This is a genomic window from Georgenia daeguensis (assembly GCF_039537705.1).
In the GTDB taxonomy this organism is placed as follows: domain Bacteria; phylum Actinomycetota; class Actinomycetes; order Actinomycetales; family Actinomycetaceae; genus Georgenia; species Georgenia daeguensis.
This window is the reverse complement of record NZ_BAABBA010000008.1, coordinates 1-26,255: the sequence shown is the minus strand read 5'-3', so window position 1 is coordinate 26,255 and position 26,255 is coordinate 1. Positions and strand designations below refer to the sequence as shown.

Genomic DNA, 26,255 nt, shown 5'->3' with positions numbered 1-26,255 from the left:
GCTCCCGTGGCGGACCGGTGCGCGGCGCGGCGCGGGAGGCTCAGGCGCCGACCCGCAGCCGCGCCTCCTGCGACGCCAGCTGCTCGACGGCCGCGTCGATCCACGGAAGGGTGTCCAGGCTGGACTCGTGGACCCACCAGTGCCATCCGCCGCGGGAGTGCGGGAAGAGCAGGGCGAGGTGCTGGCCGTGCGCGTTGGTCACGAGCGGGACGACGTCGGTCTGCCCGGCGCCGACGATCGCGGTACGTGGCGGGTCGGTCAGCAGCGTCGCCCTCGCCATGAGGTCCACGCCGAGCACCTGCGCGGCCGGCGTGGTGCGGAAAGAGTTGTCGAGCACCTGCGTGGGCACATGGGTGCCGGTGGGCAGCCTGAGTGGGCCGCCGAACTGCAGGATCGTTGCGCCGGGCGGCACTGCCGAAGGTGCGGTGGGGACGGTGGTGACGACGAGATCCGCGTCTTCCGGGGTCGCGGTGAGCGTGTGACCGTCGGAGCTCACGATGTCGACGACGTCGCCGGCGTCCGGGCCGGGCAGGTTGATGTGCACGAGCACAGCTGTACAACTTCCTCATCGGGGGCAGGGATGAGCGCGTCCAGTGTGACCCAGTTTCCGCCCGGCGCGCCAGCGAATCGCGGCCGTGGCAGGTTCTGGCCATTCTTCCGACCGATCACGGCGCGAGGACGCCCTGCGCGGCAGACTCGCCGTGTCGGAGCTGTCCGCCCCCGGAGTACGAAGGAGCACTCATGCGCAAGCTCGTGATGGCAGGTTTCGTCTCGCTTGACGGTGTCATGCAGGCGCCGGGCGGTCCCGAGGAGGATACCGAGGGCGGCTTCCCGTACGGCGGCTGGCAGTTCCCGTTCGCCGACCCCGAGATGGGGGACGTCATCACCCGGGTGTTCGAGCGCACGAGCGCGTTCCTGCTGGGCCGCCGGACCTACGACATCTTCGCGTCGTACTGGCCCGAGCACACCGACCCCGACGACCCGATCGCCTCGCAGCTCAACGTCCTGCCGAAGTACGTCGTCTCCACCACGCTGACCGAGCCGACCTGGCAGCCCACCACCGTGATCGCGGACCGGGTGCCCGAGCAGGTGGCCGAGCTGAAGAAGGGGGACGGCGGCGACATCCTCATCCAGGGCAGCAGCCGCCTCCTGCAGACACTCCTGGCCCACGACCTCGTCGACGAGCTCCTGGTCGGGATCTACCCCGTCGTCCTCGGGCAGGGGAAGCGGCTCTTCGAGAAGGGCGTGCCCGGCCGGACGCTGCGGCTGACGGACTCCCGGCGCACCAGCTCGGGCGCGTTCTTCAACACCTACGAGTTCGCCGGCGAGGTCAGGGTGGGCTCCTTCGGAGACTGAGCGGTGGGCGCCGAGGCGTCCAGCAGCTCACGGTGCTCGGTGGTAGCGAGGAAGCCGCGGATGGTCTCGCGGCTCCGTGTCAGGCAGCTGATGCGCGCGTCCAGCTCGAGCAGCTCCACCGCCAGCTTCTCCGCCACGTCGCGGGTGCACACGGCAGCCAACTCGGGCGCCCGGACACCCTCGAGGTCGAGGATCGCCCGCACCAGGCGGGTCGGCACCCCCGAGCGCACGAGCAGCGCGACCCGTTCCACCCGGGCGACGTCCTCCTCGCCGTAGCTGCGGTACCCGTTCTCCGACCGCGCGGCCGCGATGAGCCCCTGCTGCTCGTAGTAGCGCAGCAGGCGCGGTGCCACGCCGGTCCGGCGGGACAGCTCGCCGATCTTCATGCCGACTCCCTTGACATTGACATCAATGTCAGACTTTACCGTTGGCGCATGGACCGGACAACGCCCGCACCCGGAGTACGGACCGACGTCCCGGACCGGGGCCGCCGCAGCCGGGAGCATCCGCGACTGGACCTCGGCAGAGACGCTCCCACGACGGCGGACCGGACGCCCTGGGCGGCCCTGCTCACCCTCGCCGGGGCGACCTTCGTCGTCGTCACCGGCGAGATGCTGCCCACGGCCGTCCTGCCGCACCTCGCCGCGGACCTCGACGTGCCCGTCGCCCGGGCGGGTCTCCTCGTCTCCGTGTGGGCGGCGACGGTCGTCCTCGCGAGCTTCCCGCTCGTGCGCATGACCGCACGGTTCGACCGTCGCCGGGTCATCGCCGTCGCGCTCGCCGTCTTCGCCGGCGGGAACCTCGTCACGGCCCTCGCCGGGTCGTTCGCCCTGGCCGCGGGCTCTCGCGTGGTCGCGGCCGGGGCCACCGGGCTGCTGTGGGCCACCGTCAACGCCCACTCGGCAGCCCTCGTGCCCGAGCACCGAATCGCCCGTGCCGCCTCGGTGGTGCTGGGCGGCGGGACCCTCGGGACCGTGCTGGCCGTCCCCGCGGGCAACGCGGTGGCCGCGCTCTGGGGCTGGCGGCCCGTCTTCGTCGGGCTCACCGTGCTGGCGCTCCTCGCCTCCGCAGCCGTGCTGACCGTGCTGGCGCCCGCGCCCCGGTCCGCCGTCGGCGGTGGCCCGACGCCGGCCGGCCGGCGCCCGCTGCGGCCCCTCGTCGTCCTCGCCGGCCTCGGCGGGCTGGTGCTGGCCGCCCACTTCGCCGCGTTCACCTTCGTCACGGCGCTGATCGCCGACCGAGGCACCGCCGTACCGGCGTCCGCGCTGCTGCTGCTCTTCGGGCTGCTCGGCGCGGCCGGCGTGGTGCTCGTGGGGCGGGTGGGCGACCGGTACCCCCACGGCACCGGGATCGCCGTCGCGGCCCTGGTGGCCGCCAGTCTCGCGGCCCTGGCGCTCCTGGGCCTGCACCCCGCCCTCGACGTCGTGCTCTTCGCCGTCTGGGGCGCCTCCACCGGCGCCGTCGGCCCGGCCGTGCAGACGGCGATGATGCGCACCGCGGGCGCCGAGCACCGCGACACCGCGGGCACCCTGCTGCCGGTGGCGTTCAATCTCGGGATCGCCCTCGGCGCCGCCGTCGGGAGCGCCGTCGTGGAGGGACTCTCCCTCGGCCAGCTGCCTCCGCTCGCCACGGCGCTGGCCGTGCTTGCGACCGTGGGACTCGCGGCGGCCGGGCGGCGGGACCGCCGCGGCCGGATAATGGGGCCCGCCCGCGTGAGACCCGCGCCGAGATCGGAGGAGCCGTGCCCCGCCTGACCCTGCTCGCCACCGGAGGCACGATCGCCACGCGCGCCACCGGCGCCGGCCGCGTCGTCGGTGCGACGGGCGCCGAGCTGCTCGAGCGCGCCCGAGGGGTATGGGGGTTCGACGGCGAGGTGGACGTCCTCGACGTCGAGGGGCTCGTCTCCTCCGCCCTGACCGTCCCGGCGGTCCTCGGGCTCGCCGGCACGGTGCGCCAGGCCCTCGCCGCCTCCGACGGCGTCGTGGTCACCCACGGCACCGACACGATGGAGGAGACCGCCTTCCTGCTCGGGCTGACCCTCGGTCCCTCCGCCCCGGTGACGCTGACCGGCGCCCAGCGGCCCTTCGACGACGCCGCCCCCGACGGCCCGCGCAACCTCGCCGCGGCACTGGCCTGGGCTGCCGACCCGGCGGCCGAGGGCACCGGCGTGACGATCACGTTCGCGGACGTCGTGCTGCCCGCGGTCGGGGTGCACAAGACCAAGACCCTGGGACTCGAGGCCTTCGCCGCGCCGACCCGCGGACCGATCGGCCACGTGGACGAGACCGGGGTCCGCCGCCACGCCCGGCCCGAGATCCCCGGTCCGCTCCTGCCGCCCGGGACGGCCGACCTGCCACGGGTCGCCGTCGTGCCGCAGTACCTGGGCGTGGACGCCGCCGACGTCGAGGCCGCCGTGCGGGGCGGGGCGCGGGGTCTGGTCGTCGCGGGGTTCGGCGCCGGGAACACCACCCCGCCGGTGACCGCGGCGCTCGTGCGCCTGCTCGAGCGGGGCCTGCCCGTGGTGGTCACCTCCCGCACCGGCTCCGGCGCCGTCGCCGGACTCTACGCCGGCGGCGGGGCGGACCTCGCCGCCGCGGGCGCCGTCATGGCCGGCGACCTGTCCCACTGGCAGGCCCGTCTCCTGCTCGCGGCCGTCCTCGCCACCCAGGACGACGACGGCCGGGACCGCGACGGGGAGGACTGGGCGACCCGCACCCGCCGCTGGCTCGCCGACGCTGGCGCCGTTCCCCGGCGGGCCGAGGCGGCGGTCCGGAAGTAGCCTCGGGCCCGTGGACCCGGTCTCGGCGCTCAAGCGTGTGGCGTTCCTGCTCGAGCGCGAGCTCGCGGAGAACCACCGCGTCCGGGCGTTCCGCAAGGCGGCGTGGCGGCTGGAGTCCCTGCCGCCGGGCGAGCTCGACGAGCGGCTGCGCACGGGTACGCTCACCGCGCTGGCCGACGTCGGGCCGAAGACCGCGGCCGTGGCCGCCCAGGCCGCCGCCGGCCAGGTGCCCGGCTACCTGGCCGACCTCGAGGCGCGGGCGCCGTTCCCGCTCGTCGCCGGCGGGGAGACCGTGCGCGGCTGGCTGCGCGGAGACCTGCACTCCCACTCCGACTGGTCCGACGGCGGCAGCCCGATCAGGGAGATGGCCGAGGCCGCCGTCGGCGCGGGCCACTCCTACCTCGCCCTGACCGACCACTCGCCGCGCCTCACCGTCGCCAACGGGCTCAGCCCCGAGCGGCTGCGCGAGCAGCTCGACGTCGTCGCGGGCCTCAACGCCGAGCTCGCGCCCTTCCGCCTCCTCACCGGCATCGAGGTGGACATCCTCGACGACGGCACCCTGGACCAGGAGGAGGAGCTGCTCGGCCGGCTCGACGTCGTGGTGGCGAGCGTGCACTCGAAGCTGCGGATGGACGCGCCCGCGATGACGCGGCGCATGGTCGCCGCGGTGTCGAACCCGCACGTGGACGTCCTCGGCCACTGCACGGGCCGCCTCATCACCGGCGGCCGGGGCACCCGGCCGGAGTCCCGCTTCGACGCCGAGGCGGTCTTCGAGGCGTGCCGGCGCTCCGGCGTCGCCGTGGAGATCAACTCCCGGCCGGAGCGGCGCGACCCGCCCACCCGGCTGCTCCGGCTCGCCGAGGAGACCGGCTGCCTCTTCTCGATCGACACCGACGCCCACGCCCCGGGGCAGCTCGACTTCCTGGACCTCGGGAGCCAGCGTGCCCAGGAGCTCGGGCTCACCCGTGAGCGCATCGTCAACGCCCGGCCGCTCGAGGAGCTGCTCGCGTGGACCGGGCGGCACGGCAGCGCATGAGGACCGCGCGGTGAGCGTGCACGTGGGCACCTCCGGGTGGTCCTACGACCACTGGGAGGGCGTCCTCTACCCGCCGGGACTCCACCCGCGGCACCGCCTCGACCGCTATGCCGCGGAGTTCGGCACCGTCGAGCTGAACGCGAGCTTCTACCGGTGGCCGCGCGAGGCGGTCTTCGCCGGGTGGCGGCGCCGCCTGCCGCCCGGATTCCAGCTGTCGGTGAAGGCGCCCCGCGGCCTGACCCACGGCAGGCGGCTGTACTCCCCGGAGATCTGGGTCGAGCGGATGGTGCGGTCGTGGCACGAGCTGGGTGAGCGGCGGGCCGTCCTGCTCGTGCAGCTGGCGCCCTCGCAGGAGCGCGACGACGCCCGGCTCGCGTACTTCCTCGGCCGACTGCCGTGGTGGATGCGGGTCGCGGTGGAGCTGCGCCACCCGAGCTGGGACGACGGTGCGGTGTACGAGCTGCTGGAGCGGCACGGAGCCGCCTACTGCGTCATGAGCGGCGCGGGCCTGCCCTGCGTCCTGCGCGCCACCGCCCCGTTCGTGTACGTCCGGCTCCACGGTCCTGACCACCACCATCTCTACGGCGGGTCCTACGGCGAGGACGACCTGCGCTGGTGGGCGGATCGCGTGCGGGAGTGGGAGGGCGCAGGCAAGGAGGTCTTCGTCTACCTGAACAACGACGGCGCCGGCAACGCCGTCCGCAACGCCAGGCGCCTGCGCGAGCTGCTGAGCTGACGACGGTGCGCGGCGTCAGGCGAGTTGTTGAGCCGAGGACGGGTGCGCGCCAGGCGCGAGTTGTTGAGCCGAGGACGGGTGCGGGGCGCCAGGCGCGTGTTGTTGAGCTGACGGCGGTGCGGGGCACCAGGCGCCGGCGCGAGCTGCGGCCTGACGACTTCTCGGCTGCGATTGACGCCGAAGCTCGCGGTCGCTACGTTCGCGCTACCGAGTAACAGGTAATCAATCACTCACCGGGCGTCGTGGCCTATCCCGCGTCAGCCGGCGAGGCGTTGCCGACAGGAGCACCCATGGCTGCGAGCACCACCCACCGCCACGACGAGCCGACGGCGGAGCCCGCCGGCGTCCCGGCCGACCTGTCCGCGCTGGTCGAGGACGCCGTCGCCCTCGCCGACCAGTGGCTGGCCGCCACCGAGGCCGGCCAGTCCGACAAGGAGCGAGCGACCTCCCAGCAGCTGGCCGGCCTGGTGGGCGACCCGCAGGGTCTCGACCTCGCCGTGCGGTTCGTGGACCGAGTGGCCCGGCCGGAGGACTCCCGGGTGGCGGCCCGCGAGCTGACCGGCCTGTCCGCCGGTGCCGCCGGGTTCCTCTCGCCGTCGGACCGGGCGCTCCTCGCCGTCGGGGCGAAGGTGGCGCCGCTGGCGCCGGGCGTCGTCGTGCCGCTGGCGCGCAAGCGCCTGCGCCAGCTGGTCGGCCACCTCGTGGTCGACGCCCACGACCCCGCCCTGGCGCAGCACCTCGTCCGGGCACGCGCGGAGGGCTTCCGGCTCAACATCAACCTCCTCGGCGAGGCCGTCCTCGGCGAGGCGGAGGCGGGTTCGCGAGCCGACCGTACGCGGGCGCTCCTCGAGCGCGACGACGTCGACTACGTCTCGATCAAGGTCTCCTCGCTCGTTTCGCAGATCTCGACCTGGGACACCGCGGGCACGGTCGCGCGCGTCACCGAGCGTCTGCGCCCGATCTACCGGGCCGCGAAGGCCCGCTCCCCGCACGCGTTCGTCAACATGGACATGGAGGAGTACCGCGACCTCGACCTGACCATCGCGGTGTTCACCGCGCTGCTCTCCGAGCCGGAGTTCACCGACCTCGAGGCGGGCATCGTGCTCCAGGCCTACCTGCCGGACGCCAACCGCGGGCTCGACGAGCTCCTCGCGTTCGCCCGGCAGCGGGTGGCCGACGGCGGCGCCCCGATCAAGATCCGCCTGGTCAAGGGTGCGAACCTGTCCATGGAGCGCGTCGAGGCGGAGCTGCACGGCTGGCAGCAGGCCCCGTACACGACCAAGGCCGAGGTGGACGCGAACTACCTGCGCCTCGTGGAGCGCACCCTCCGCCCGGAGCTCACCGGGATCGCTCGCCTGGGCGTCGCCTCCCACAACCTCTACGACGTCGCCCTGGCGCACCTGCTCGCGGAGCGCCGGGGGGTCGGCGCGTCCCTCGACGTCGAGATGCTGCAGGGCATGGCGCCCTCGCAGGCGCGCGCGGTGCGGGACACGGTCGGCACGGTCATTCTCTACACTCCCGTGGTCGCGCCCGAGGACTTCGACGTGGCGGTCTCCTACCTGATCCGCCGTCTCGAGGAGAACGCGCAGTCCCAGAACTTCCTCCACGGGCTCTTCGCCGGGGGCGAGGCGGCGATGACCGACCAGGAGCGCCGCTTCCGCGCGTCCGTGCAGGACATCCCCACGACGCCGACGTCACCGCGGCGCTCTGCCGACCACGAGCCCGCCGGCGAGTCGTTCACCAACGCCACCGACGCCGACCCCGCACTGCCCGAGGTGCGCGAGTGGGCCGGACGTCTCGTCTCCGCCTCGCCCGCCCCGCTGACCTCGCCCGTCCTGGGCTCTGTCGCCGCGGTCGACGAGGTCGTCGCCCGTGGGCGCGACGCCCAGCCTGCCTGGGCCTCCACCCCGGCCGCCGAGCGGGCCGCGGTGCTGCGCCGCGCCGCGGACGAGCTCGAGGCCAGGCGCGGTGCGCTGATCACCCAGATGGTCCACGAGGGTGGCAAGACCATCGACCAGGCGGACCCGGAGGTCTCCGAGGCGATCGACTTCGCCCGCTACTACGCCGACCGCGCCCTCGAGCTCGAGGGCGGCGCCTCGCTGCACGCCGACGGCGCCCGCTTCACCCCGGACGTGCTCACGCTCGTCACGCCGCCGTGGAACTTCCCCGTGGCGATCCCGATCGGCGGTGTCCTCGCCGCCCTGGCGGCCGGCTCCGCCGTCGTCATCAAGCCCGCGCACCCGGTTCCCGGCTGCACCGAGATCGCCATGGCCGCCCTGCACGCGGCGGGCGTCCCGGCCGACGTCGCACAGGTGGTGCGCGCCGACGAGCGCGAGGTCGGCCGGGCGCTGGTGGCCCACGAGGGGGTCGACTCCGTCATCCTCACCGGCGCGGCCGAGACCGCCGAGATGTTCATGTCCTGGCGCCGCGGTCGTCCCGGCGGGGCGCGGGTGCTGGGGGAGACCTCGGGCAAGAACGCCCTGGTCATCACGCCCGCGGCCGACTACGACCTCGCCGTGGCCGACCTGGTCAAGAGCGCCTTCGGGCACGCCGGGCAGAAGTGCTCCGCCGCCTCCTTGGTCATCCTGGTCGGCTCCGCCGGCCGGTCGGAGCGGCTGCGCCGCCAGCTGGTCGACGCCGTGAGGTCCCTCCGCGTGGGCTGGCCGACCGACCTGACGACGACGATGGGCCCGGTCATCGAGCCGCCCACCGGCAAGCTCGAGCGATCGCTCACCGTCCTCGAGCCGGGCGAGACGTGGCTCGTGGAGCCCCGTCAGCTCGACGACACCGGGCGCCTGTGGTCGCCGGGCCTGAAGGACGACGTCGCCCCCGGCTCCTTCTTCCACCTCACCGAGGCCTTCGGCCCCGTGCTCGGCATCATGTACGCCAAGGACCTCGACGAGGCCGTCGCGCTGCAGAACGCGACCGCCTACGGCCTCACCGGGGGCCTGCACTCGCTCGACGAGGCCGAGATCGACCGGTGGCTGGAGACGGTCGAGGTCGGCAACGCCTACGTCAACCGGCACATCACCGGCGCCATCGTGCGGCGCCAGTCCTTCGGCGGCTGGAAGTCCTCCTCGGTGGGGCCGGGCGCGAAGGCGGGCGGGCCGAACTACGTCGCCCAGCTCGGCACGTGGGCTCCCGACGGCGTGCCGGCGCGCCAGGCCGAGACCACGGCGGCCGTGCGCGGGGCCCTGGACGACTACACCGGTCTGGTCACCTCGCAGGCCGACCGGTCCTGGCTGCGGTCCGCCGTCGCCTCCGACGCCGCCGCCTGGGCCTCCGACCTCGGGGTCGAGCGCGACGAGAGCGGCCTGGAGGTCGAGGCCAACACGTTCCGGTACCGGCCCGCCGAGGTGACCGTGCGCACGGTGCCCGGCGCGTCCGTCGTCGAGCTGGTGCGGGTGCTGCTGGCCGCCCAGCTCGCCGGCAGCCGCGTCCGCGTCAGCCTCGACCCGCAGACCAGCGCGGCCCTGAAGTCCCGCGACGCCTCCGGCGAGACGGCCCGGGCGGGGCTGCGCCGCCTGGCCGAGCACGTCACGCGGGGTGAGAGCACCGAGGAGTTCGTCGCCCAGGTGCGGCGCGAGCCCGTGGACCGCGTCCGCGTCATCGGCTCGGGGGACGAGGCAGCCCGCATCGTCGACGAGCTGGCCTCGCCCGCGGTCACGGTGCTCGACGGGCCGGTGCTCGCCACCGGGCGGCGCGAGCTGCTCACCTTCCTGCGCGAGCAGGCCGTCTCCCGCACCCTGCACCGTTTCGGCCACCTGCCGGCCGGGCACTGACCGCCGTGACAGACGTAAGGACAGACGTAAGGACACGGTCGTGAAGCTCACGCGGCCCAGCCTCAAGGACCAGGCCCTGGCGGTCATCCGCCAGGGCATGGTCTCCGGGGAGATCCGGCCCGGCGAGATCCACTCGGCGGCGGGCATGGCCGCGCGGCTCGGCACCTCCAACGGTCCGGTCCGCGAGGCCATGCTCACGCTCGTCGAGCAGGGGATCATGCAGGTCGTCCCCAACGTCGGGTTCCAGGTCACCCGCCTGACCGACGAGGACCTCGACGAGATCCACGAGCTCCGCCTCATGCTCGAGGTGCCGGCGATGCGGCGACTCGGCGAGGAGGGCATCGCCGGACGCGAGGAGGACGTGCGCCGGCACGCCGAGGAGAGCGCCGCCGCCGCGGCGGCCAGGGACGTCGCCAGGTTTCTCTCCGCCGACCGGGAGTTTCACCTGTCGCTGCTCGAGCTGCTCGGCAACGGGCGACTGGTGAAGTTCGTCGCCAACCTGCGTGACCAGACCCGCCTGTACGGCCTGCACAACCTCGCCGAGGAGGGGCAGCTGGAGTCCTCCGCGGCGGAGCACGCGGAGCTGCTGGAGGCGCTCGTCGCCGGGGACGGCGAGCGGGCCGCCCGGGTGATGGGTACGCACCTCGGCCACGTCCGTGGAGACTGGGCGAGCCCGCTGCCGGGGGCCGGGCCGGCCTCAGCGACGGGCTGACGCCCGCCGCGCACCCTCGGCGACGGGCTGACGCCCGCCGCGCACCCTCAGCGATGGCGTGCCAGGCACGCCGGGAAGGCACCATGACCACACCCGCCCAGGGCGCCAGCCGGGTCGCGCCCGCGACCTTCGCCGGCATGGCCCTTTTCTCCGCGGAGGACGTCGCGCGAACGACGTCGACGACTGCCGCCGTCGACGCCCTCGAGGCGGCGCTGCTCGGCGGGCTCGACCCCGAGCGCGACGCCCCGCGCTCGCGCGTGACGACGGCGACCGGCGAGCTCCTCATCATGCCCTCCACGCTCGGTGACCTCTCCGGGGTCAAACTCCTCTCGAGCACGCCCGGCAACACTGACCTGCCGCTCATCCAGGGCGCGTACGTGCTGTTCGAGGGGCCCGGCCAGCGGCCGGCCGCCATCGTCGACGGCATCGCCCTGACCAACCTGCGCACCCCGGCTGTCTCCGCTCTCGCGGTGCGTCACCTGGCACCCGCGCCCTCCGGCCCCGAGCGGCTCACCGTCTTCGGCACCGGGGCGCAGGCGCGGGGCCACGTCCTCGCCCTGCTCGAGACGCGCGCCGTCGCCGAGGTGACCCTGGTCGGTCGCACGCCGGACGCGCTCGAAAGCCTCGCCGACGAGGTCCGGGCGGCGGGCGTCACGGTGAGCACCTGCCGCCTCGACGTCGCGGCGGCCGCCGTCGAGCAGGCCGATCTCATCTGCTGCTGCACCGCCTCACCGACGCCGCTCTTCGACGGCAGCCTCGTCAAGGACGGCGCCGTCGTCGTTGCGATGGGTTCGCACTTCCCGGACGAGCGCGAGGTGGACGACGCGCTCGTCCGCCGGGCGAGCGTCGTCGTGGAGTCCCGGGCGAGCACGCTCCGCGAGGCCGGCGACGTCGTCATCCCGCTCGCGTCGGGGGCGCTCCGGGAGGACGAGCTGGTCACGCTGCACGACGTCGTCACCGGCCGAGCCCGCCTCGACGCTCCCGGACCGCGGCTGTTCAAGGGCACAGGGATGCCGTGGGAGGACCTCGTGGTGGCGTCCGCCATCTACCGTGCCGCCACGGCGCGAGGCGCCTGAGCCCAGCGGGGAGCCGCCGTCCCCGGCAGTCGGAAGCCGCGGCTGGTGGCGGAACGAGGTACCGCGGGAACGATCGTGCTCGCCACGGGACGACGCTCACCGAGCGGCGGGCCGTGGTGGTCGGTGACGAGCCCGGTCCCGTGCGCGGAGAGCCGGTCCGCAGTCCGAATCCTGAGACGAACCGGCGGAATTTCAGGGATCAATCGGACAACGCCTCGCGTCCGTTTTCACCCGGGACTAAGGTCCCGTCCCAACCACTTCTCCCCCTGGAGGTCCGATGCGCCGCCCCCACGTCCCCGGCAGTTCCGGATGGTTCGCCAAGCTGTCCCCGGCTCGCAGGGGATGGGTGCTCTTCGCCGGTGGCCTCCTCGTGACTGGGCTGCTCGCCTCCGCGGGGATCACCAGCACGCTGCTCGCGGCGCTCCTCGCCGTGGTCATGGGCGCCGGGCTGGTGCTGGGCCTCTCCCCGATCCTGTCCGCCGGTGCGTCGGCGGCCGCCGACACACCGGGGCGGAAATTGCGGGCGGTGCCCGCCCTTGCCCCCGCACGTGCCGGCACCCGGGGCCTCCGCCCGGTGCCCCCGTCGTGGGAGTACTACGAGACCTTCGGTCGCTGACGCTTCGCCTCACCCGCCCACCAGCACCCAGCCCGTCGCCGCGTCCGTGGCGAAGGTCTTCGCGGGGCCCGCGACGGAGGCTCGTTCGGCTGCCTCGGCGGGGAGCACGCGCTCCAGCGCCGCCCAGACCGCACGGTCCAGCGACGCGTAGGTTCCGTCCACCGTGCGCAGCATGTTGCGCTGCGCTCGTGATGTTCCCCGCATAGGGCTGGCGTGGTGCTCGTAGGTGTTCACCGCCTGGAGCACCGCGTGCGCCGTCCCGCCCCACGGCTCGACACGGCGGTCGTGGACGTAGAGCTCGTCGATCGCCTCCCGCTTCCGCTCGGCATGCTTGAGGGCCCGCGGCGGCAGCAGCTCGTCCTGCGGCCCTTTCAGGGGCACCCAGGAATCGAGGAACCTGGACCAGGTCCGCCGATCCACGTCGATCCGGCACAACCGCCGGATCTCCTCGGTGAAGGCCTCGCCGGTCGTGTGAACGATCGCCAGAGCCCGGCGGGCGGCGTCGAGCTTGACCCGGGAGTTGCGCGAGTGTCGGATGCGCAGCTCCTGCCCGCGCTCCGCCAGCGCGACCGCACGGGTGTTGTCGCACACGACGTCCGTCACCGTGCGTTTGTACGTCGTCGCCAGGGAGCCGTCGTGCGTGGTGGTGGCCAGGAGGTTCGGCCGGAACTCGACGCCCTCGGGTGTGGTGATCGACTCGGGCATACTCACCTCGACCCAGGCGATGGCGCCGTCACGGAGCAGCCCGGCGGAGCTGATCGTGAGCGAGTCGTCGAGGATGTCCGACACCGTGCGGAGCAGGTAGTCGGTGTACTGGTGCGGCTCGTACGCCTGGGTGAAGACGCCGAGCACCGTGCCGTCGCCGCGGTCCGACCGCACGATGGCCTGCCGTGACTCCACGGCCACCCAGCGGACGGGCTCGCCCGCCGCGCTCAGGTGCGTCATCGTCGCCGCGTCCGCGGGGCGCTCGACGGCGACGGGCCGGGACTGCGCCCGCCAGCCGAAGAGCCGGCGGGCGACGTCTTCGGTGGGGATCGGTCCGGCGTAGTGGTTCGGCTCCTCGCCCTGCATCTCGGCCCGGTAGTGCCAGGCCGTGCCGCGCTGCGAGGTGTTGCCGATGAGGGTCTGGGTGTTGAGGGACAGCAGTGTCTCTGTGGTCATGGGATCGCCTCCTTGACCGCAGCCAACCGCGACCCGCCCACATCGCGCGGACGGCCTCCACACCCTGCCGGTCACCCGACCGCTCGGTTGTGGACAGCCCGAGGGTTCGGCGCGCCGCTCGGGTGGGCGCGCTCGGGCGCGGCGAGCTGGGGCGGTCGCTCGGGTAACTCGCTCGGGTGGGGCGCGCGCTCGGGCGCGGCGCTGGGGGGCTCGCTCGGGCGGGCCGCTCAGACGGCGGCGCGAAGGGCGGGGCTGGCGCCGCCCTGCGCCCCGCGGCACCATGACGACGGCGACTGGCGACTGGTGGCCGGCGACTGGTGGCCGGCGGCCGGCGCTCGGCGGCGCGGCAACCGGCGGCAGGCGCCCCGGCGGCGGGAGGAGGTGGCGCCATGGACATCGGCTTCGCCCTGCCCGTCTCGGGCTCCTGGGCCACACCGCAGAACGTCGTCGGCATCGCGCGCCGGGCGGAGGAGCTGGGATACCGGTCCCTGTGGACGTTCCAGCGACTGCTCGTCCCTGAGGGGTCGCGCCTGCCGCCGGTCTACACCTCCGTGCTCGACCCCCTCGTCACTCTCGCCCACGCCGCGGCGGTCACGGACCGTGTCCGGCTCGGCACCGCCATCGTCAACATGCCCTTCCAGCCTCCCGTGGTGCTGGCCAAGCAGCTCGCGACCCTCGACGTGCTCTCCGGGGGCCGCCTCGACGTCGGGCTCGGGCTCGGCTGGGAGCGTGAGGAGTTCGCCGCGGCCGGGACGTCCTACGATCGGCGCGGCGCACGCGCCGAGGAGTACCTCGCCTGCCTCCGGGCGCTCTGGGGGCCCGACCCGGTGGAGTTCTCCGGCACCTTCTACCAGGTGCCCGCAGCGGTCGTCCGGCCGAAACCGGTGCAGCAGCCCGCCCCGCCCGTGCTTCTCGGCGGCGCAGCACCACGGGCGCTCGACCGGGTCGGCCGTCTCGCCGACGGATGGATCAGTGCCAGCCGCGCCGACCTCGACGATCTGTCCACGTCGATCGGCCGGGTCCGCGCCGCAGCGCGGGCGCACGGGCGCGATCCCGGAGGGCTGCGCTTCGTCTGCCGCGGGGTGGTGCGGGGCGTCCCGCGCGGGCCCCGCCTCACGGGCACGCTCGACGAGATCCGCTCCGACCTGCCGGCTCTCGCCGCCCAGGGCGTCACCGAGCTCTTCGCCGACCTCAACTTCGACCCGGCCGTCGGCCACCCCGACGCCGACCCCGCCGCCGCCGTGCGGCGGGCCCACGAGGTGCTCGAGGCGCTGGCGCCGGACGCGGCTCCGTAGCGTCCCGGGCAGCGGGCAGCGGGCAGCGGGCAGCGGGCAGCGGCCGGGCAGCCGGGCAGCCGGGCAGCCGCGCGGGACGGTGGCCGGGCAGCCGGGCAGGACGGTGGCCGGGCAGCCGGGCAGCCGGGCAGGACGGTGGCCGGGCAGCCGGGCAGGACGGTGGCCGGCTCACGGTGTCACTGGCCGGGCCCTTGGTCCCCTCCGGCGGCGAGAACTCCCTGAACTGGGGATGAACGGACGGCAGCCGTTCGGAAAAACCCTCCGGCGTCGGTACCGGTACGTGACACGATGCCAGCAGGTGGCCCCGCCGGGACCCGAGACAACAGGCAGAGGCGCAGCGCAGTGACGATGACCCGCACCGACGACCGTCCTGCCAGGCCCGCAACGGCGGGCGACGTGCTCGTCGTCACGGACCTCGTCCGCCGCTTCGGTGACCTCACCGCCGTCGACGGCGTCTCCTTCCGCATCGCGCCGGGCGAGACGTACGGGCTCCTCGGCCCGAACGGCGCCGGCAAGACCACGACCATCTCGATGATCGCGGGCCTCGTCGCCGCCGACGCCGGCACCGTCACGGTGGCCGGGCAGCCGATGGGCCCGTCGCGCACCGAGGTCAAGCGGCACATCGGCCTGGTGCCCCAGGACCTGGCGATCTACCCGGAGCTCACCGGCCGCGAGAATCTCACCTTCTTCGGCCGTCTCCAGGGCCTGCGCGGCAAGGAGCTCGGCTCACGGATCGACACCGTGCTGGACCTCGTGGGCCTGGCCGACCGGGCCAAGGACGCCACCAAGGAGTACTCCGGCGGCATGAAGCGCCGGCTCAACATCGGCATCGGCCTGCTCCACCGGCCGACCCTGCTCATCCTCGACGAGCCCACCGTCGGCGTCGACCCGCAGTCCCGCAACGCGATCCTCGAGTCCGTCGAGGCGCTGTCCGTGGAGGGCATGGCGGTGCTGTACACCACCCACTACATGGAGGAGGCCGAGCGGCTGTGCGACCGCATCGCGATCGTCGACTCCGGGAGGTTCCAGGCCGAGGGGACCCGTGACGAGCTGATCCGCCTCGTCGGCGGCGTCGACCGCATCCGCCTCAGCGGGGGTGGGAGCGTCGCCGCCGCCGCCGAGGCCCTCGCGGCGCTGCCGGCCGTCGTGCACGTCGACGCCGACCGGCGGGAGATCGTCCTGACCGTGCGCGACGCACCGGCGGCCGTGGCCGCGGTGGTCAACGGGGCCACCGACGCCGGGATGTCGCTGAGCGGCGTGGAGATCACACGACCCAACCTCGAGTCGGTGTTCCTGCACCTGACCGGCAAGGCCCTGCGGGACTGACCGTGAACCAGCTCTGGACCCTGACCGCGTCCGACCTGCGCCAGCGGGTCCGGGACAAGTCCGTCGTCATCTTCGCGCTCGTGGTCCCGCTCGCGCTCATGCTCGTCTTCAACCTCGTCTTCGGAGGGACGGAGGACCTCGAGCTGGAGCCGGTCACCGTGGCCGCCGCCGTCCCGGCCGACGACGAGCTCGCCGCCGTCCTCCTCGCCGCGCTCGGCGAGCTCGAGTCGCCGGAGGTCACCGTGCAGGAGGTGGCGGCGGACGAGGTCCGTGGGCTCGCAGAGGCCGGCACCGCCGAGCTCGGGCTCGTGGTGCCGGAAGGTTTCGGCGAGGCGCTCACCCGCGGGGAGGGGCCCGTCGTCGACATCGTCGAAGGAGACGGGGCGGGGATCGAGTCTGACGTCCTCGTCGCGGTCGTCCAGGGTGTTCTCGACCAGCTCGCCGCCGGCACGGTGGCCGCCGGAGCCGCAGACGAGCTCGGCATGCCGCCCGCGCAGGTGGGGGCGATCGCGCAGCAGGCTGCCACCGCAGGCCCGGCCGTGACGCTCGCCGAGGGCGAGGCGTCGAACGAGCAGCTCAGCGGCCTGGGCTCGCTCGTGGCGGGGCAGGCCGGCCTGTTCCTGCTCTTCACCGTCGGCTTCGGCGTGCTGAGCCTGGTGAACGAACGGGAGCAGGGCACGCTCGCCCGGCTGCGTTCGATGCCGATGCGGCCCGGCCTCGTGGTCGCCGCGAAGGCGCTGGTCAGCTTCGTGCTCGGCGTCGTGGCCACGACGGTGCTCCTGGTCGTCGGCTCGCTGCTGTTCGACGTCAGCTTCGGCTCCGCCCTCGCGGTGGGGGTGCTGGTCGTGTGCGCGGTGACCGCGGCCACCTCGCTCATGCTCGTCATCGCCCGCGTCGCCCGCACCGCCGAGCAGGCCAACGTCCTGCAGTCCATCTTCGCCATCGCGCTGGGCACGGCGGGCGGCGCGTTCTTCCCGCTCACCGCCTCCGGCGTCGCCGGCCAGCTCCTCGACCTCAACCCGGTCGCCGCGTTCATCCGCGGCCTGGGCATCACCTCGGGCGGCGGGGGGCTGACCGACATCGGTGTCCCGGTCCTCTACATGCTCGCGTTCGCCGTCGTCGTCACCGCAGCCTCCCTGCTGGTGCCGGACCGGGGGAGGGAGCTGTGAGAGCCGTGCTCGCCGTCGCCGCCGTCGAGCTGCGGCGCTTCCTCCGCGACCGCTCCAACATCTTCTTCGTCTTCATCTTCCCGCTGGTCCTCGTGCTGGTGCTCGGCTCGCAGTTCGGGGGCGGCGGGACCACCGGCAGCGCCGTCGTCGTGGGGGCGGGGAGCGAGCTGCGCAGCGCCGTCGTCACCGCCCTCGAGGACCGCGACGTCAGCGTCAGCCTCGCCGACGACGACGACGCGCTCGAGCAGGTCGCCCGCGGCCGCGCCGACGCCGCGCTGCGGATCGACGACGCCGACGCCGACGCGTACGCCGCCGGCGAGGACGTCACCCTCGACATCGTCGCGAGCTCGCAGGCGGGAGCCCCGGTCACCGTGCAGCGTGCCCAGAGCGCGGTCCGGGCCGTCACCGCGCGGCAGGGCCAGGTGGCCGCGCTGACCGCGGCGGGGGTGGGCGCGGGAGCGGCGTCGGCCGCCCTGGACCGCGCCGACCAGGGCTTCGAGCCGCCCCGCCTCGAGGTGACGGACGTCGACGCGGTGGCGCAGGAGTTCTCCGGACTGGGGCAGTTCGACATCGGGGCGGCGTCCCAGCTGCTGCTGTTCGTGTTCCTGATCTCCCTCGCCGGGTCCAGCACCCTCATCCAGGGCCGCCGGTACGGGGTGGTCGCCCGCGCGCTCACCGCCCCGGTCTCCTCCACCCAGCTGGTGGCCGGCCAGGCGCTGGGCCGGTTCGTCATCGCGCTGTTCCAGGGCGCCTACATCATGGCCGCGACGGCGCTGCTCTTCGGCGTGGAGTGGGGCGACGTCGGGCTCTCGCTGCTCGTGCTGGCCGCCTTCGCCGCCGTGGCCGCGGGCGCCGCGATGCTCGTCGGCTCCCTGCTGGACAACGAGAACGCCGCCGTCGGCCTGGGCATCGGCCTCGGTCTCGTCCTCGCCGCCCTCGGCGGCGGGATGCTGCCCCTCGAGCTCTTCCCGGACACGCTGCGCGAGGTCTCGCACGTGACGCCGCACGCCTGGGCCTACGAGGCGTTCGCCGACATCCAGCGGCACGGGGCGAGCCTGGCCGACATCCTGCCCCGGCTCGGCGTACTGCTCGGCATGGCCGCCGTGACACTGGCGCTGGGCTCGTGGGCGCTGCGCCGCAGCCTGGCGCGGGCGATGTAGCCCCGGCGGTACGGCATGCTGAACCCATGACGAACGCCGCCGGGCCGTTGCTCCTGCTCGACTCCGCCTCGCTGTACTTCCGCGCCTACTACGGCGTTCCCGACAGCATCAAGGCACCCGACGGCACACCGGTCAACGCCGTGCGCGGGTTCCTCGACATGATCGCCCAGCTGGTGACGGACCGGCACCCCGCCCGTCTCGTGGCCTGCTGGGACGACGACTGGCGGCCCGCGTTCCGGGTGGCGGCCATCCCCTCCTACAAGGAGCACCGGCTCGCCGCCGACGGCGGCGAGGAGGTGCCGCCCGCCCTGACCGCGCAGGTGCCGGTCATCGTCGAGGCGCTCGCCGCCCTCGGGATCGCCCGGGCGGGTGCTCCGGGCTTCGAGGCCGACGACGTGATCGGCACGCTGGTCGCACGCGAGGTCGCCCAGGACGGCCGCCGTACGCCGGTCGAGGTGGTCACCGGGGACCGCGACCTGTTCCAGCTGGTCGACGACACCGCGGGCGTGCGGGTGCTGTACCCGGTGAAGGGCGTGAAGAACCTCCAGGTGGTCGACCAGTCGTACCTGCGGGAGCGCTACGGGGTGGAGACGGGCGCCGCGTACGCCGACATGGCGACGCTGCGGGGGGACCCGAGCGACGGCCTGCCGGGTGTGGCGGGAGTGGGGGAGAAGACCGCGGCGTCGCTGCTGCGCAAGCACGGCACGCTCGCCGGCGTGCTGGCGGCGGTCGAGGCGGGTGAGGTGAGCGCCGGGCAGCAGGTGAAGTTCCGCGCAGCGTGGGACTACCTCGCCGTCGCGCCCACCGTGGTGCGCGTGGCGCACGACGCCCCGGTGGCCGACGTGGACGACGGGCTGCCGGACGCACCCGCGGACCCGGCCGCCGTCGCCGACCTCGCCGATCGGTGGAACCTGACCTCCTCGATGACGCGCGTCGTCCAGGCGCTCACCGCGGCCGGGGAGCGCCGGGGCGGCTGAGCTGCCGGCGCGGCAGGGGATCGCCGGGGCTGGTGCGGCAAGAGCCGCTCGCCGTCAGCGAGCCGCCTCGGCGAGCCAGAGCTCCGCGCGCGCCCGGGCGCAGGACTCGACCAGGACGGAGGCGATCTTCTCGGCGTCCGCCCCGGTGAACCGGGCGGTCGGCACGGCCACGGTCAGCGCGGCGCGGACCTCGCCCGCCGCCGTCCCGAGGGACGCGCCGAGGGCCGCGACTCCGGGCTCGCTCTCCTCCTGGTTGAAGCCGAAGCGCTGGGAGCGAACCCGTTCGAGCTCGGCCGTGAGCTCGCCGAGGTTCGTCGCGTGACCGCCGGGCCACGGCCGCAGCCCGGCGGGGTGGAGCGCGGCGAGCGCGTCGGGGGAGAGCTCGGCGAGCATCGCCTTGCCGCCCGAGGTCGTGTAGGCGGGCATGCGTGTGCCGACCCGCAGGCCCACCCGGAGGCTGCGGTCGCTCTCGATGCCGTCGACGAAGCGCACGTCCGAGCCGATGAGGACCATGAGGTGCGACGTCTCGCCCAGCTCGGCGAAGAGCGAGTCGAGGTAGGGCCGCAACGTGCGGACGATCTCGGGGATCCCGGCGGACACCGCCGGCGCGGCAAGCTCCGGTCCGGCCTCGTAGAGCTTCTTCTCACCCTGGACCGCCCAGCCCCGGTGCCCGAGGGTGCTGAGGAGGCGGTGCGCCGTCGACGGCGCGACGCCGAGCTCCTGCGCAGCCTCGGTCACGCTCAGGCGCCCGCGGTCCCGCAGCAGGCCGAGGAGCTGCAGGGCGCGGTCGACCGCTTCGATGCGGTACGGGTCACTTTTCTGCTGCACAGAATCAGCCTAGCGTGGTGTTGCACACAGTGGAAGCCCCGGGTTAACGTCATCCGAACATGTGACCCCGACCACGGCGGCGGGGCGCGATAGTCAGCGAGGAGGCGGACTGTGTCCACAGATCAGGTGATCATCGCCGGCGGCGGCATCGGCGGGCTGGGGGCGGCCCTCATGCTGGCTCGCAAGGGCTTGCGCGTGACGGTGCTTGAGCAGGCGCCCGAGTTCGCCGAGGTCGGCGCCGGGCTGCAGCTCGCGCCGAACATCACCCGCATGCTCGACGAGGTCGGCGTGCTCGAGAAGATCCTCCCGCTGTCCGTCCAGCCCAAGCGACTGGTCTTCATGAACGCCGTCTCCGGCGAGATGCTCACGACGCTCGACCTCGTCGACGCCCGCAGGCGCTACGGCGCGCCGTACATCGTCCTGCACCGGAGCGACCTTCTCGACGCGCTGCGCGAGGCCGCCGAGGCCGAGCCGAACGTCGTGCTGCGCACCGACCACAGGGTCACGAAGGTCGAGGACAGGGGCGACTCCGTCGTCGTCACCTGCGCCAACGGCGCGGCGCTGACCGGTCAGCTGCTCATCGGCGCAGACGGGCTGCACTCGGTCGTCCGCAAGGAGATCGTCCAGGACGAGCCGGTCCCCTCCGGCTACGTCGCCTACCGTGGTGCGGTCCCCGTCGAGGACGTGGACCGCCGCATGGACATGGACGACGTCGTCGTCTGGATGGGTCCGGGCCTCCACCTGGTCCAGTACCCGGTCCGCGCCGGCAAGCTGTACAACCAGGTCGCCGTCTTCCGCAGCCAGGAGTACCTGGAGGGCAAGGAGGACTGGGGTACGCCCGAGGAGCTCGACCGCACCTACGCCGGCATGTGCGAGCAGGTGCGCGTGGCGATCCCGTCGCTCGGCCGCATCAAGCGCTGGCCGATGGCCGACCGTGAGCCGCTGACGAACTGGACAAAGGGCCGGATCTCGCTGCTCGGCGACGCCGCGCACGCCATGCTGCAGTACCTCGCCCAGGGCGCCGGGCAGTCCCTCCTCGACGGCGCGTCGATCTCCACCGCGCTGTCCACCCTCGGCGACGGCGCCTGGGCCCGCGAGGACGTGGACCGGGCCCTGGCCCGGTACGAGTCCGAGCGCGTGGAGGCTGCCGGCAACGTCCAGTCCACCGCCCGCGTCTGGGGCGACATCTGGCACGTGGACTCCCACGTGCCGATGATCCTGCGCGACGAGGCGTTCCGCCGTCGCGACACCTACGACTACCACCTCGTGGACTGGCTGTACGGTCCCGTCCGCGAGGGTGCCGACGCAGGGAACGTCCCCCAGCCGGTCGGCGGCGACGCCCCGGCCGAGGCCACCTCCGCCCCCACCCCCGCCCACGCCTGAGAGACGAAGGAGTCGACAGATGACCACCACCGACCAGCCCCTGGAGCACGGCGACGTCGAGAACGCGATGCAGCCGGAGGACACCCCCGAGCTGCGCGAGCTCTACGCCGGGTTCGAGGCGAACCACATGGTCCCGCTCTGGACCCAGATCGACGACCTCATGCCCATGCACCCGGCGCCCAGGGCGGTGTCGCACGTGTGGAAGTGGTCGACCCTCTACCCGCTGGCGAAGCGCTCGGGCGACCTCGTGCCCGTCGGGCGAGGCGGCGAGCGACGCGCGATCGGCCTGGCGAACCCGGGCCTGGGCGGCCGACCCTACGTCTCCCCGACGCTGTGGGCCGCCATCCAGTACCTCGGCCCCAAGGAGACGGCACCGGAGCACCGGCACTCCCAGAACGCCTTCCGCTTCGTCGTCGAGGGCGAGGGCGTGTGGACCGTCGTCAACGGCGACCCCGTCCGGATGAGCCGCGGTGACTTCCTGCTGACGCCGGGCTGGAACTTCCACGGGCACCACAACGAGACCGACAAGCCGATGGCCTGGATCGACGGTCTGGACATCCCGTTCTCCTACCAGAACGACGTCGGCTTCTTCGAGTTCGGCTCCGAGCGCGTGACCGACTACGCGACGCCGAACTACTCCCGCGGCGAGCGCCTGTGGTGCCACCCCGGCCTGCGCCCGCTCTCCGGCCTGCAGAACACCGTCTCCTCGCCGATCGGCGCCTACCGGTGGGAGTACACCGACCGCGCGCTCACCGAGCAGCTGCTGCTCGAGGAGGAGGGCCAGCCGGCCACCGTCGAGCAGGGTCACGCCGCCGTGCGCTACGTCAACCCCACCACCGGCGGCGACGTCATGCCGACCATCCGCGCCGAGTTCCACCGCCTGCGCGCAGGCGCCGTGACGGCCACGCGCCGTGAGGTCGGCTCGACCGTCTTCCAGGTCTTCGAGGGCTCCGGCTCGGCCGTCATCGACGGCACCGAGCACCAGCTCGAGATCGGCGACATGTTCGTCATCCCGTCGTGGGTGCCGTGGTCGCTGCAGGCCGACACCCAGTTCGACCTCTTCCGTTTCTCCGACGCGCCGATCATGGAGCGTCTGCACTTCGACCGCACGTACATCGAGGGGACCGACCGATGAAGCTGACCACCCTGCGCACCACCTCCGGCACCGTCGCCGCCCGCGTCGACGGCGACAAGGCCGTCGAGCTGGCCGGCTTCTCCGACGTCGGGGACCTGCTGCGCCGCGGCGACCTCTCCGCCGCGGCCGAGGCCTCCGGTGCCGAGCACGACCTCGCGACGGCGGACCTGGCCCCCGTGGTGGCCACCCCGGGCAAGATCGTCTGCGTCGGCCTGAACTACCGGAACCACATCCTCGAGATGGGCCGCGAACTGCCCGAGTACCCGACGCTGTTCACCAAGTTCCCCGAGGCCCTCATCGGTCCGCGCGACGAGATCCAGATCCCGCCGGAGTCGGACAAGATCGACTGGGAGGGCGAGCTCGTCGTCGTCGTCGGGAAGACCGTCCGCCGCGCCGACGCGGAGCAGGCGAAGGCCGCCATCGCGGGCTACACGGTGATGAACGACATCACCATGCGCGACTACCAGTACCGCACCCCGCAGTGGTTCCAGGGCAAGGCGTGGGAGCGGTCCACGCCGGTCGGCCCGGTGCTCGTCACCCCGGACGAGCTGCCGGCCGACGCCGAGCTCGTCACCCGCCTCGACGGCGAGGAGATGCAGCGCACCCGCATCGACGACCTCGTCTTCGACGCCGTCGCGCTCGTGCAGTACATCTCCACGATCTTCACCCTCAACCCCGGCGACATCATCGCCACCGGGACCCCCGGGGGCGTCGGCCACGCGCGCAAGCCCGGCCGCTACATCACCGCGGGCCAGACGGTGTCGGTGTCCATCGACGGCATCGGCGAGGTCGTCAACGTGGCGGTCGCGGAGAAGGTGGCGGGCGGCGCCGAGCAGACCGCCGCCACGGTGGGCGCATGAGCACCTCGCTCGAGCAGGCCCGCGAGGAACTCCGGCGGCGGCAGGGCGCGGGGGCGCGGTACGACTCCGCGAACGCCCCCGCGCGCGAGCTGGCGTGGGCGCGGACCGGCACGGCGTACTTCGCCCGCAAGCTCAACGAGCTGACCGACGAGGAGCTCTACGGGCCGAGCCTGCTGCCGGGCTGGACCCGGGCGCACCTGGTGGCGCACGTGGGGTACAACGCCCGCGCGCTGACCAGGCTGTGCGAGTGGGCGCGCACAGGCGTGGAGACGCCCATGTACGCCTCGACCACCCAGCGCAGCGCCGAGATCGACCGGGGGGCCACCCTCCCCGCCCGGGCGCTGCGCAATCTCTTCGCCCACGCCGAGGTCCACCTGAACGTCGAGTGGCGCGATCTCACCGACGAGCAGTGGGACCACGAGGTCCGCACCGCTCAGGGACGCACCGTGCCGGCCCGGGAGACCGCGTGGATGCGCGCCCGCGAGGTGTGGGTCCACGCCGTGGACCTGGACAACGCCGGATCCTTCCGGGACTTCCCGCCCGACCTGCTCGACGAGCTCCTCGCCGACGTCCTGAGGGCGTGGGCGCGGCGCGAGGAGAAGGTCGACCTCGTCCTCGCCCCCACCGACCGGAACAGCCAGGTCACGGTGGGAGAGGGCACCGGCCCGACGGTCAGCGGCACCACCGCGGACCTCGTCCGCTGGCTCACCGGCCGCGGCGAACGCCGGCTCACCAGCTCGACCGGTGAGGTGCCCGAGATCCCGCGCTGGTTCTGACCGGCACGCGGCGGCCCGTCGTCGACGGGCCGCCGCACCGCCGGGAGCCCTCCGGGCCCGGCCACAAGCTTGACGCTCCTGAGCGACGCCTGCCCGTCCCGACGGGCGCGCCTTCGCCTGCGCGCGGTGCCTCCAGGTGCCGCCATCGACGCCCGCCGCACCAGGCTGGGCGCCCCGCCCGCTGCGCCACCGCGCACCGGTGCGCCCTCTCGGCGCCACACCCTCCCTCGGCGGAAACGGTGGCCGGCGCCCCGCAGCTGCACTGCCGGCGTGCGACGTCGGCCAGACCGAAGGACTCTCATGGCACTGGCACCCGAAACTGCCCGGTCCACCAGCGGCACCCAGACCCCGGACCGGACGTCGCTCGCCGCCGTCGTGGTGGCGTGGCTCTTCGTCGTCTTCGACGGTTACGACCTCATCGTCTACGGCACCGTCCAGGCCCGGCTCCGCGAGGAGTGGTCGCTGGACTCCGCCGCGGCCGGGACCCTCGGGTCGGTCGCCTTCCTCGGGATGATGCTCGGCGCGCTGGGCGCCGGCCGGCTCGCCGACCACTTCGGCCGGAAGCTGACCATCATCGGCTCCGCCGTCGTCCTCTCGGTCTTCACCGTGCTCTGCGCGGTGGCGCAGGACCCGGTCAGCTTCGGCGCGCTGCGCTTCCTCGCGGGGCTCGGCCTCGGCGGTCTGGTGCCCAGCGCCAACGCCCTCGCCGCGGACCTGGTGCCCCAGCGGTGGCGCGCCACGGTCGCCACGCTGATGATGTCCGGCGTCCCGATCGGCGGTTCGATCGCCGCCCTGGTCGGCATCCCGGTGATCCCCGCCTGGGGCTGGCGGCCGATGTTCGCGTTCGCGCTCGTCGCGCTGGTGATCCTCGTCCCCGTCGCCTGGAAGGTCATCCCGGCCGACCACGACCGGGGCCGCGCGCACGCTCACCACGAGCACCGCCCAGGATTCGGCACGCTGCTGCGTCCGCCGTTCCTGCTCGTCACCCTCCTGTTCGCCGGGGCCACCGTCGTGACCCTCATGGCCTGGTACGGGCTGGGCACCTGGCTGCCGAACCTCATGGAGATCGCCGGCTACGACCTCGGCTCCGCGCTGACCTTCGCCCTCGCGCTCAACCTGGGCGCCGTCGCCGGGTCCGTGGTGACCGCCTGGTCGGGCGACCGGTACGGAACCGTCCCGACCGGCGTCGTGGCCGCGGGTCTCGCCGGGCTCGCCCTGCTCGCGCTCCTGACGACCCCGCCGGTGTGGGCGGTCTACGTCATCCTCGTGCTTGCCGGCGTCGGCACGCACGGCACGCAGGCGCTGATCATCGCTGCCGTCGCCACGTACTACCCGGCGCACCTGCGGGGGACCGCCCTCGGCTTCGCCCTGGGCATGGGACGCATCGGAGCCGTCCTGGCACCGCAGGTCGGCGGCCTGCTGCTGGCGGCCGGGCTCGGGGTCGGGTCGAACTTCCTGCTCTTCGGCGCCTGCGCCGTCGCCTCCGCGTTCCTGCTCGCGGGGATCTGGCGCCACTTCGGGGTCACCCACGACGCCGAGCGGGTCATCGCGCACTGAGGGGCAGCACGCAGGCGTGACCGCCGGTCACCCCCGCCGCCCGGCAGGGGCTGCCGACGACTACGCTCGGACCATGGCCGGCCGCGCAGTCGCGGGGCTCGTGGGGCTCGTCGTCACGGGTTGCTCCGTCGCGCTGGCCGAGCTCCTCGTCCGGGTCGCGGCCACCGGGCCCGGGCCGGTCGAGGCGGTCGCCGAGGCGTTCATCGACCGCACGCCCGCCTGGCTCAAGGACCTCGCCATCGCCTGGTTCGGCACGAGCGACAAGCTCGCGCTCGGCGCCGGCATCACCGTCGTCCTGCTCGTCCTGGCGGTGGTCGCGGGCCTGTCGGAGCGGACGGTGCGGTGGCGCGGCTCCGGCGTTCTCGTCCTGATCGGCGTCGTGGCCGCGGCCGCCACCCTGAGCCGTCCCGACGGCGGATGGGGCGCCGTGTGGCCGGTGGTGGCGGGCACGGCCGCCGGCGCGCTCGCGCTGCCGGCGCTGGTGCCGAGGGCGGGGGAGCGGGCGACGGCGGAGCACGCGGCCGCGGCGACGGCC

At 74.0% G+C, this 26,255-nt stretch carries 23 protein-coding genes and 1 pseudogene; 20 read left to right on the top strand and 4 right to left on the bottom strand.

Annotated elements, in window-relative coordinates:
• Positions 1 to 40: 40 nt before the first annotated feature.
• Positions 41 to 550: a hypothetical protein gene (locus ABD774_RS09495; RefSeq protein WP_345040275.1), complete on the bottom strand. Its 510-nt coding sequence runs from the start codon at positions 548 to 550 to the stop codon at positions 41 to 43.
• 191 nt (positions 551 to 741) lie between these two features.
• Here ABD774_RS09495 and ABD774_RS09490 point away from each other — a divergent pair, with 191 nt between their 5' ends.
• On the top strand, positions 742 to 1,356 hold the full coding sequence (locus ABD774_RS09490; RefSeq protein WP_345040273.1) for a dihydrofolate reductase family protein: 615 nt from the start codon (positions 742 to 744) through the stop codon (positions 1,354 to 1,356).
• On the opposite strand, the gene ABD774_RS09485 is transcribed toward ABD774_RS09490, so the two are convergent.
• Positions 1,311 to 1,742: a MerR family transcriptional regulator gene (locus ABD774_RS09485; RefSeq protein ID WP_345040270.1), complete on the bottom strand. Its 432-nt coding sequence runs from the start codon at positions 1,740 to 1,742 to the stop codon at positions 1,311 to 1,313. The genes ABD774_RS09490 and ABD774_RS09485 overlap by 46 nt on opposite strands.
• Before the next feature lie 48 nt (positions 1,743 to 1,790).
• Here ABD774_RS09485 and ABD774_RS09480 point away from each other — a divergent pair, with 48 nt between their 5' ends.
• From ABD774_RS09480 to ABD774_RS09445, 8 genes are all read left to right on the top strand, one after another.
• Positions 1,791 to 3,110, top strand: coding sequence for an MFS transporter (locus tag ABD774_RS09480; protein WP_345040268.1), 1,320 nt, complete (start codon positions 1,791 to 1,793; stop codon positions 3,108 to 3,110).
• Positions 3,098 to 4,135, top strand: coding sequence for an asparaginase (locus tag ABD774_RS09475; RefSeq protein ID WP_345040266.1), 1,038 nt, complete (start codon positions 3,098 to 3,100; stop codon positions 4,133 to 4,135). The genes ABD774_RS09480 and ABD774_RS09475 overlap by 13 nt, the downstream gene beginning before the upstream one ends.
• Positions 4,136 to 4,145: 10 nt before the next feature.
• Positions 4,146 to 5,171 (top strand): PHP domain-containing protein, encoded by a 1,026-nt coding sequence (locus tag ABD774_RS09470; RefSeq protein ID WP_345040264.1) that lies wholly within the window; start codon positions 4,146 to 4,148, stop codon positions 5,169 to 5,171.
• A gap of 10 nt (positions 5,172 to 5,181) precedes the next feature.
• Positions 5,182 to 5,907, top strand: a complete 726-nt coding sequence (locus ABD774_RS09465) for a DUF72 domain-containing protein (protein ID WP_345040262.1) — start codon at positions 5,182 to 5,184, stop codon at positions 5,905 to 5,907.
• 290 nt (positions 5,908 to 6,197) lie between these two features.
• Positions 6,198 to 9,689, top strand: a complete 3,492-nt coding sequence (locus tag ABD774_RS09460; RefSeq protein WP_345040260.1) for a proline dehydrogenase family protein — start codon at positions 6,198 to 6,200, stop codon at positions 9,687 to 9,689.
• A 40-nt stretch (positions 9,690 to 9,729) separates the two neighbouring features.
• On the top strand, positions 9,730 to 10,401 hold the full coding sequence (locus tag ABD774_RS09455; protein WP_345040258.1) for a GntR family transcriptional regulator: 672 nt from the start codon (positions 9,730 to 9,732) through the stop codon (positions 10,399 to 10,401).
• Positions 10,402 to 10,484: 83 nt separating this feature from the next.
• A complete protein-coding gene (locus ABD774_RS09450) occupies positions 10,485 to 11,477 on the top strand; it encodes an ornithine cyclodeaminase family protein (protein WP_345040255.1) in 993 nt (330 codons plus the stop codon).
• Positions 11,478 to 11,754: 277 nt separating this feature from the next.
• Complete coding sequence (locus ABD774_RS09445) at positions 11,755 to 12,093, top strand: hypothetical protein (protein ID WP_345040253.1); 339 nt, start codon at positions 11,755 to 11,757, stop codon at positions 12,091 to 12,093.
• 9 nt (positions 12,094 to 12,102) lie between these two features.
• On the opposite strand, the gene ABD774_RS09440 is transcribed toward ABD774_RS09445, so the two are convergent.
• Positions 12,103 to 13,254, bottom strand: a complete 1,152-nt coding sequence (locus ABD774_RS09440; RefSeq protein ID WP_345040251.1) for a DUF932 domain-containing protein — start codon at positions 13,252 to 13,254, stop codon at positions 12,103 to 12,105.
• A 389-nt stretch (positions 13,255 to 13,643) separates the two neighbouring features.
• Here ABD774_RS09440 and ABD774_RS09435 point away from each other — a divergent pair, with 389 nt between their 5' ends.
• The 5 genes from ABD774_RS09435 to ABD774_RS09415 all read left to right on the top strand — a co-directional run bounded on the left by ABD774_RS09435 (position 13,644) and on the right by ABD774_RS09415 (position 19,181).
• Positions 13,644 to 14,549, top strand: coding sequence for a TIGR03619 family F420-dependent LLM class oxidoreductase (locus tag ABD774_RS09435; RefSeq protein WP_345040249.1), 906 nt, complete (start codon positions 13,644 to 13,646; stop codon positions 14,547 to 14,549).
• Positions 14,550 to 14,897: 348 nt separating this feature from the next.
• Positions 14,898 to 15,875 carry an ABC transporter ATP-binding protein gene (locus tag ABD774_RS09430; RefSeq protein ID WP_345040247.1) on the top strand — a complete coding sequence of 326 codons (978 nt, stop codon included), beginning with the start codon at positions 14,898 to 14,900 and terminating at the stop codon, positions 15,873 to 15,875.
• 2 nt (positions 15,876 to 15,877) lie between these two features.
• The gene (locus ABD774_RS09425) at positions 15,878 to 17,044 is read left to right on the top strand and encodes an ABC transporter permease (protein ID WP_345040245.1); all 1,167 of its coding nucleotides are present in this window, start codon (positions 15,878 to 15,880) and stop codon (positions 17,042 to 17,044) included.
• Positions 17,041 to 18,204: an ABC transporter permease gene (locus ABD774_RS09420; protein ID WP_345040243.1), complete on the top strand. Its 1,164-nt coding sequence runs from the start codon at positions 17,041 to 17,043 to the stop codon at positions 18,202 to 18,204. The genes ABD774_RS09425 and ABD774_RS09420 overlap by 4 nt, the downstream gene beginning before the upstream one ends.
• 26 nt (positions 18,205 to 18,230) lie before the next feature.
• Positions 18,231 to 19,181 (top strand): 5'-3' exonuclease, encoded by a 951-nt coding sequence (locus tag ABD774_RS09415; protein ID WP_345040240.1) that lies wholly within the window; start codon positions 18,231 to 18,233, stop codon positions 19,179 to 19,181.
• Positions 19,182 to 19,235: 54 nt separating this feature from the next.
• Here the strand turns inward: ABD774_RS09415 and ABD774_RS09410 are convergent, their stop codons facing one another.
• Positions 19,236 to 20,009 (bottom strand): IclR family transcriptional regulator, encoded by a 774-nt coding sequence (locus tag ABD774_RS09410; protein WP_345040238.1) that lies wholly within the window; start codon positions 20,007 to 20,009, stop codon positions 19,236 to 19,238.
• Between the two features lie 111 nt (positions 20,010 to 20,120).
• Between ABD774_RS09410 and ABD774_RS09405 the strand changes: the two genes are divergently transcribed.
• From ABD774_RS09405 to ABD774_RS09380, 6 genes and pseudogenes are all read left to right on the top strand, one after another.
• Complete coding sequence (locus tag ABD774_RS09405; RefSeq protein ID WP_345040235.1) at positions 20,121 to 21,392, top strand: FAD-dependent oxidoreductase; 1,272 nt, start codon at positions 20,121 to 20,123, stop codon at positions 21,390 to 21,392.
• 19 nt (positions 21,393 to 21,411) lie between these two features.
• A complete protein-coding gene (locus ABD774_RS09400; protein ID WP_345040233.1) occupies positions 21,412 to 22,527 on the top strand; it encodes a cupin domain-containing protein in 1,116 nt (371 codons plus the stop codon).
• Positions 22,524 to 23,387, top strand: coding sequence for a fumarylacetoacetate hydrolase family protein (locus ABD774_RS09395; protein WP_345040231.1), 864 nt, complete (start codon positions 22,524 to 22,526; stop codon positions 23,385 to 23,387). Before ABD774_RS09400 ends, ABD774_RS09395 begins: the two co-directional genes overlap by 4 nt.
• Positions 23,384 to 24,163, top strand: a complete 780-nt coding sequence (locus ABD774_RS09390; RefSeq protein ID WP_345040228.1) for a maleylpyruvate isomerase family mycothiol-dependent enzyme — start codon at positions 23,384 to 23,386, stop codon at positions 24,161 to 24,163. Before ABD774_RS09395 ends, ABD774_RS09390 begins: the two co-directional genes overlap by 4 nt.
• Before the next feature lie 300 nt (positions 24,164 to 24,463).
• Positions 24,464 to 25,720: an MFS transporter gene (locus ABD774_RS09385; RefSeq protein ID WP_345040226.1), complete on the top strand. Its 1,257-nt coding sequence runs from the start codon at positions 24,464 to 24,466 to the stop codon at positions 25,718 to 25,720.
• A 73-nt stretch (positions 25,721 to 25,793) separates the two neighbouring features.
• Positions 25,794 to 26,255: pseudogene (locus ABD774_RS09380) on the top strand (molybdopterin-dependent oxidoreductase); the annotation flags it as partial.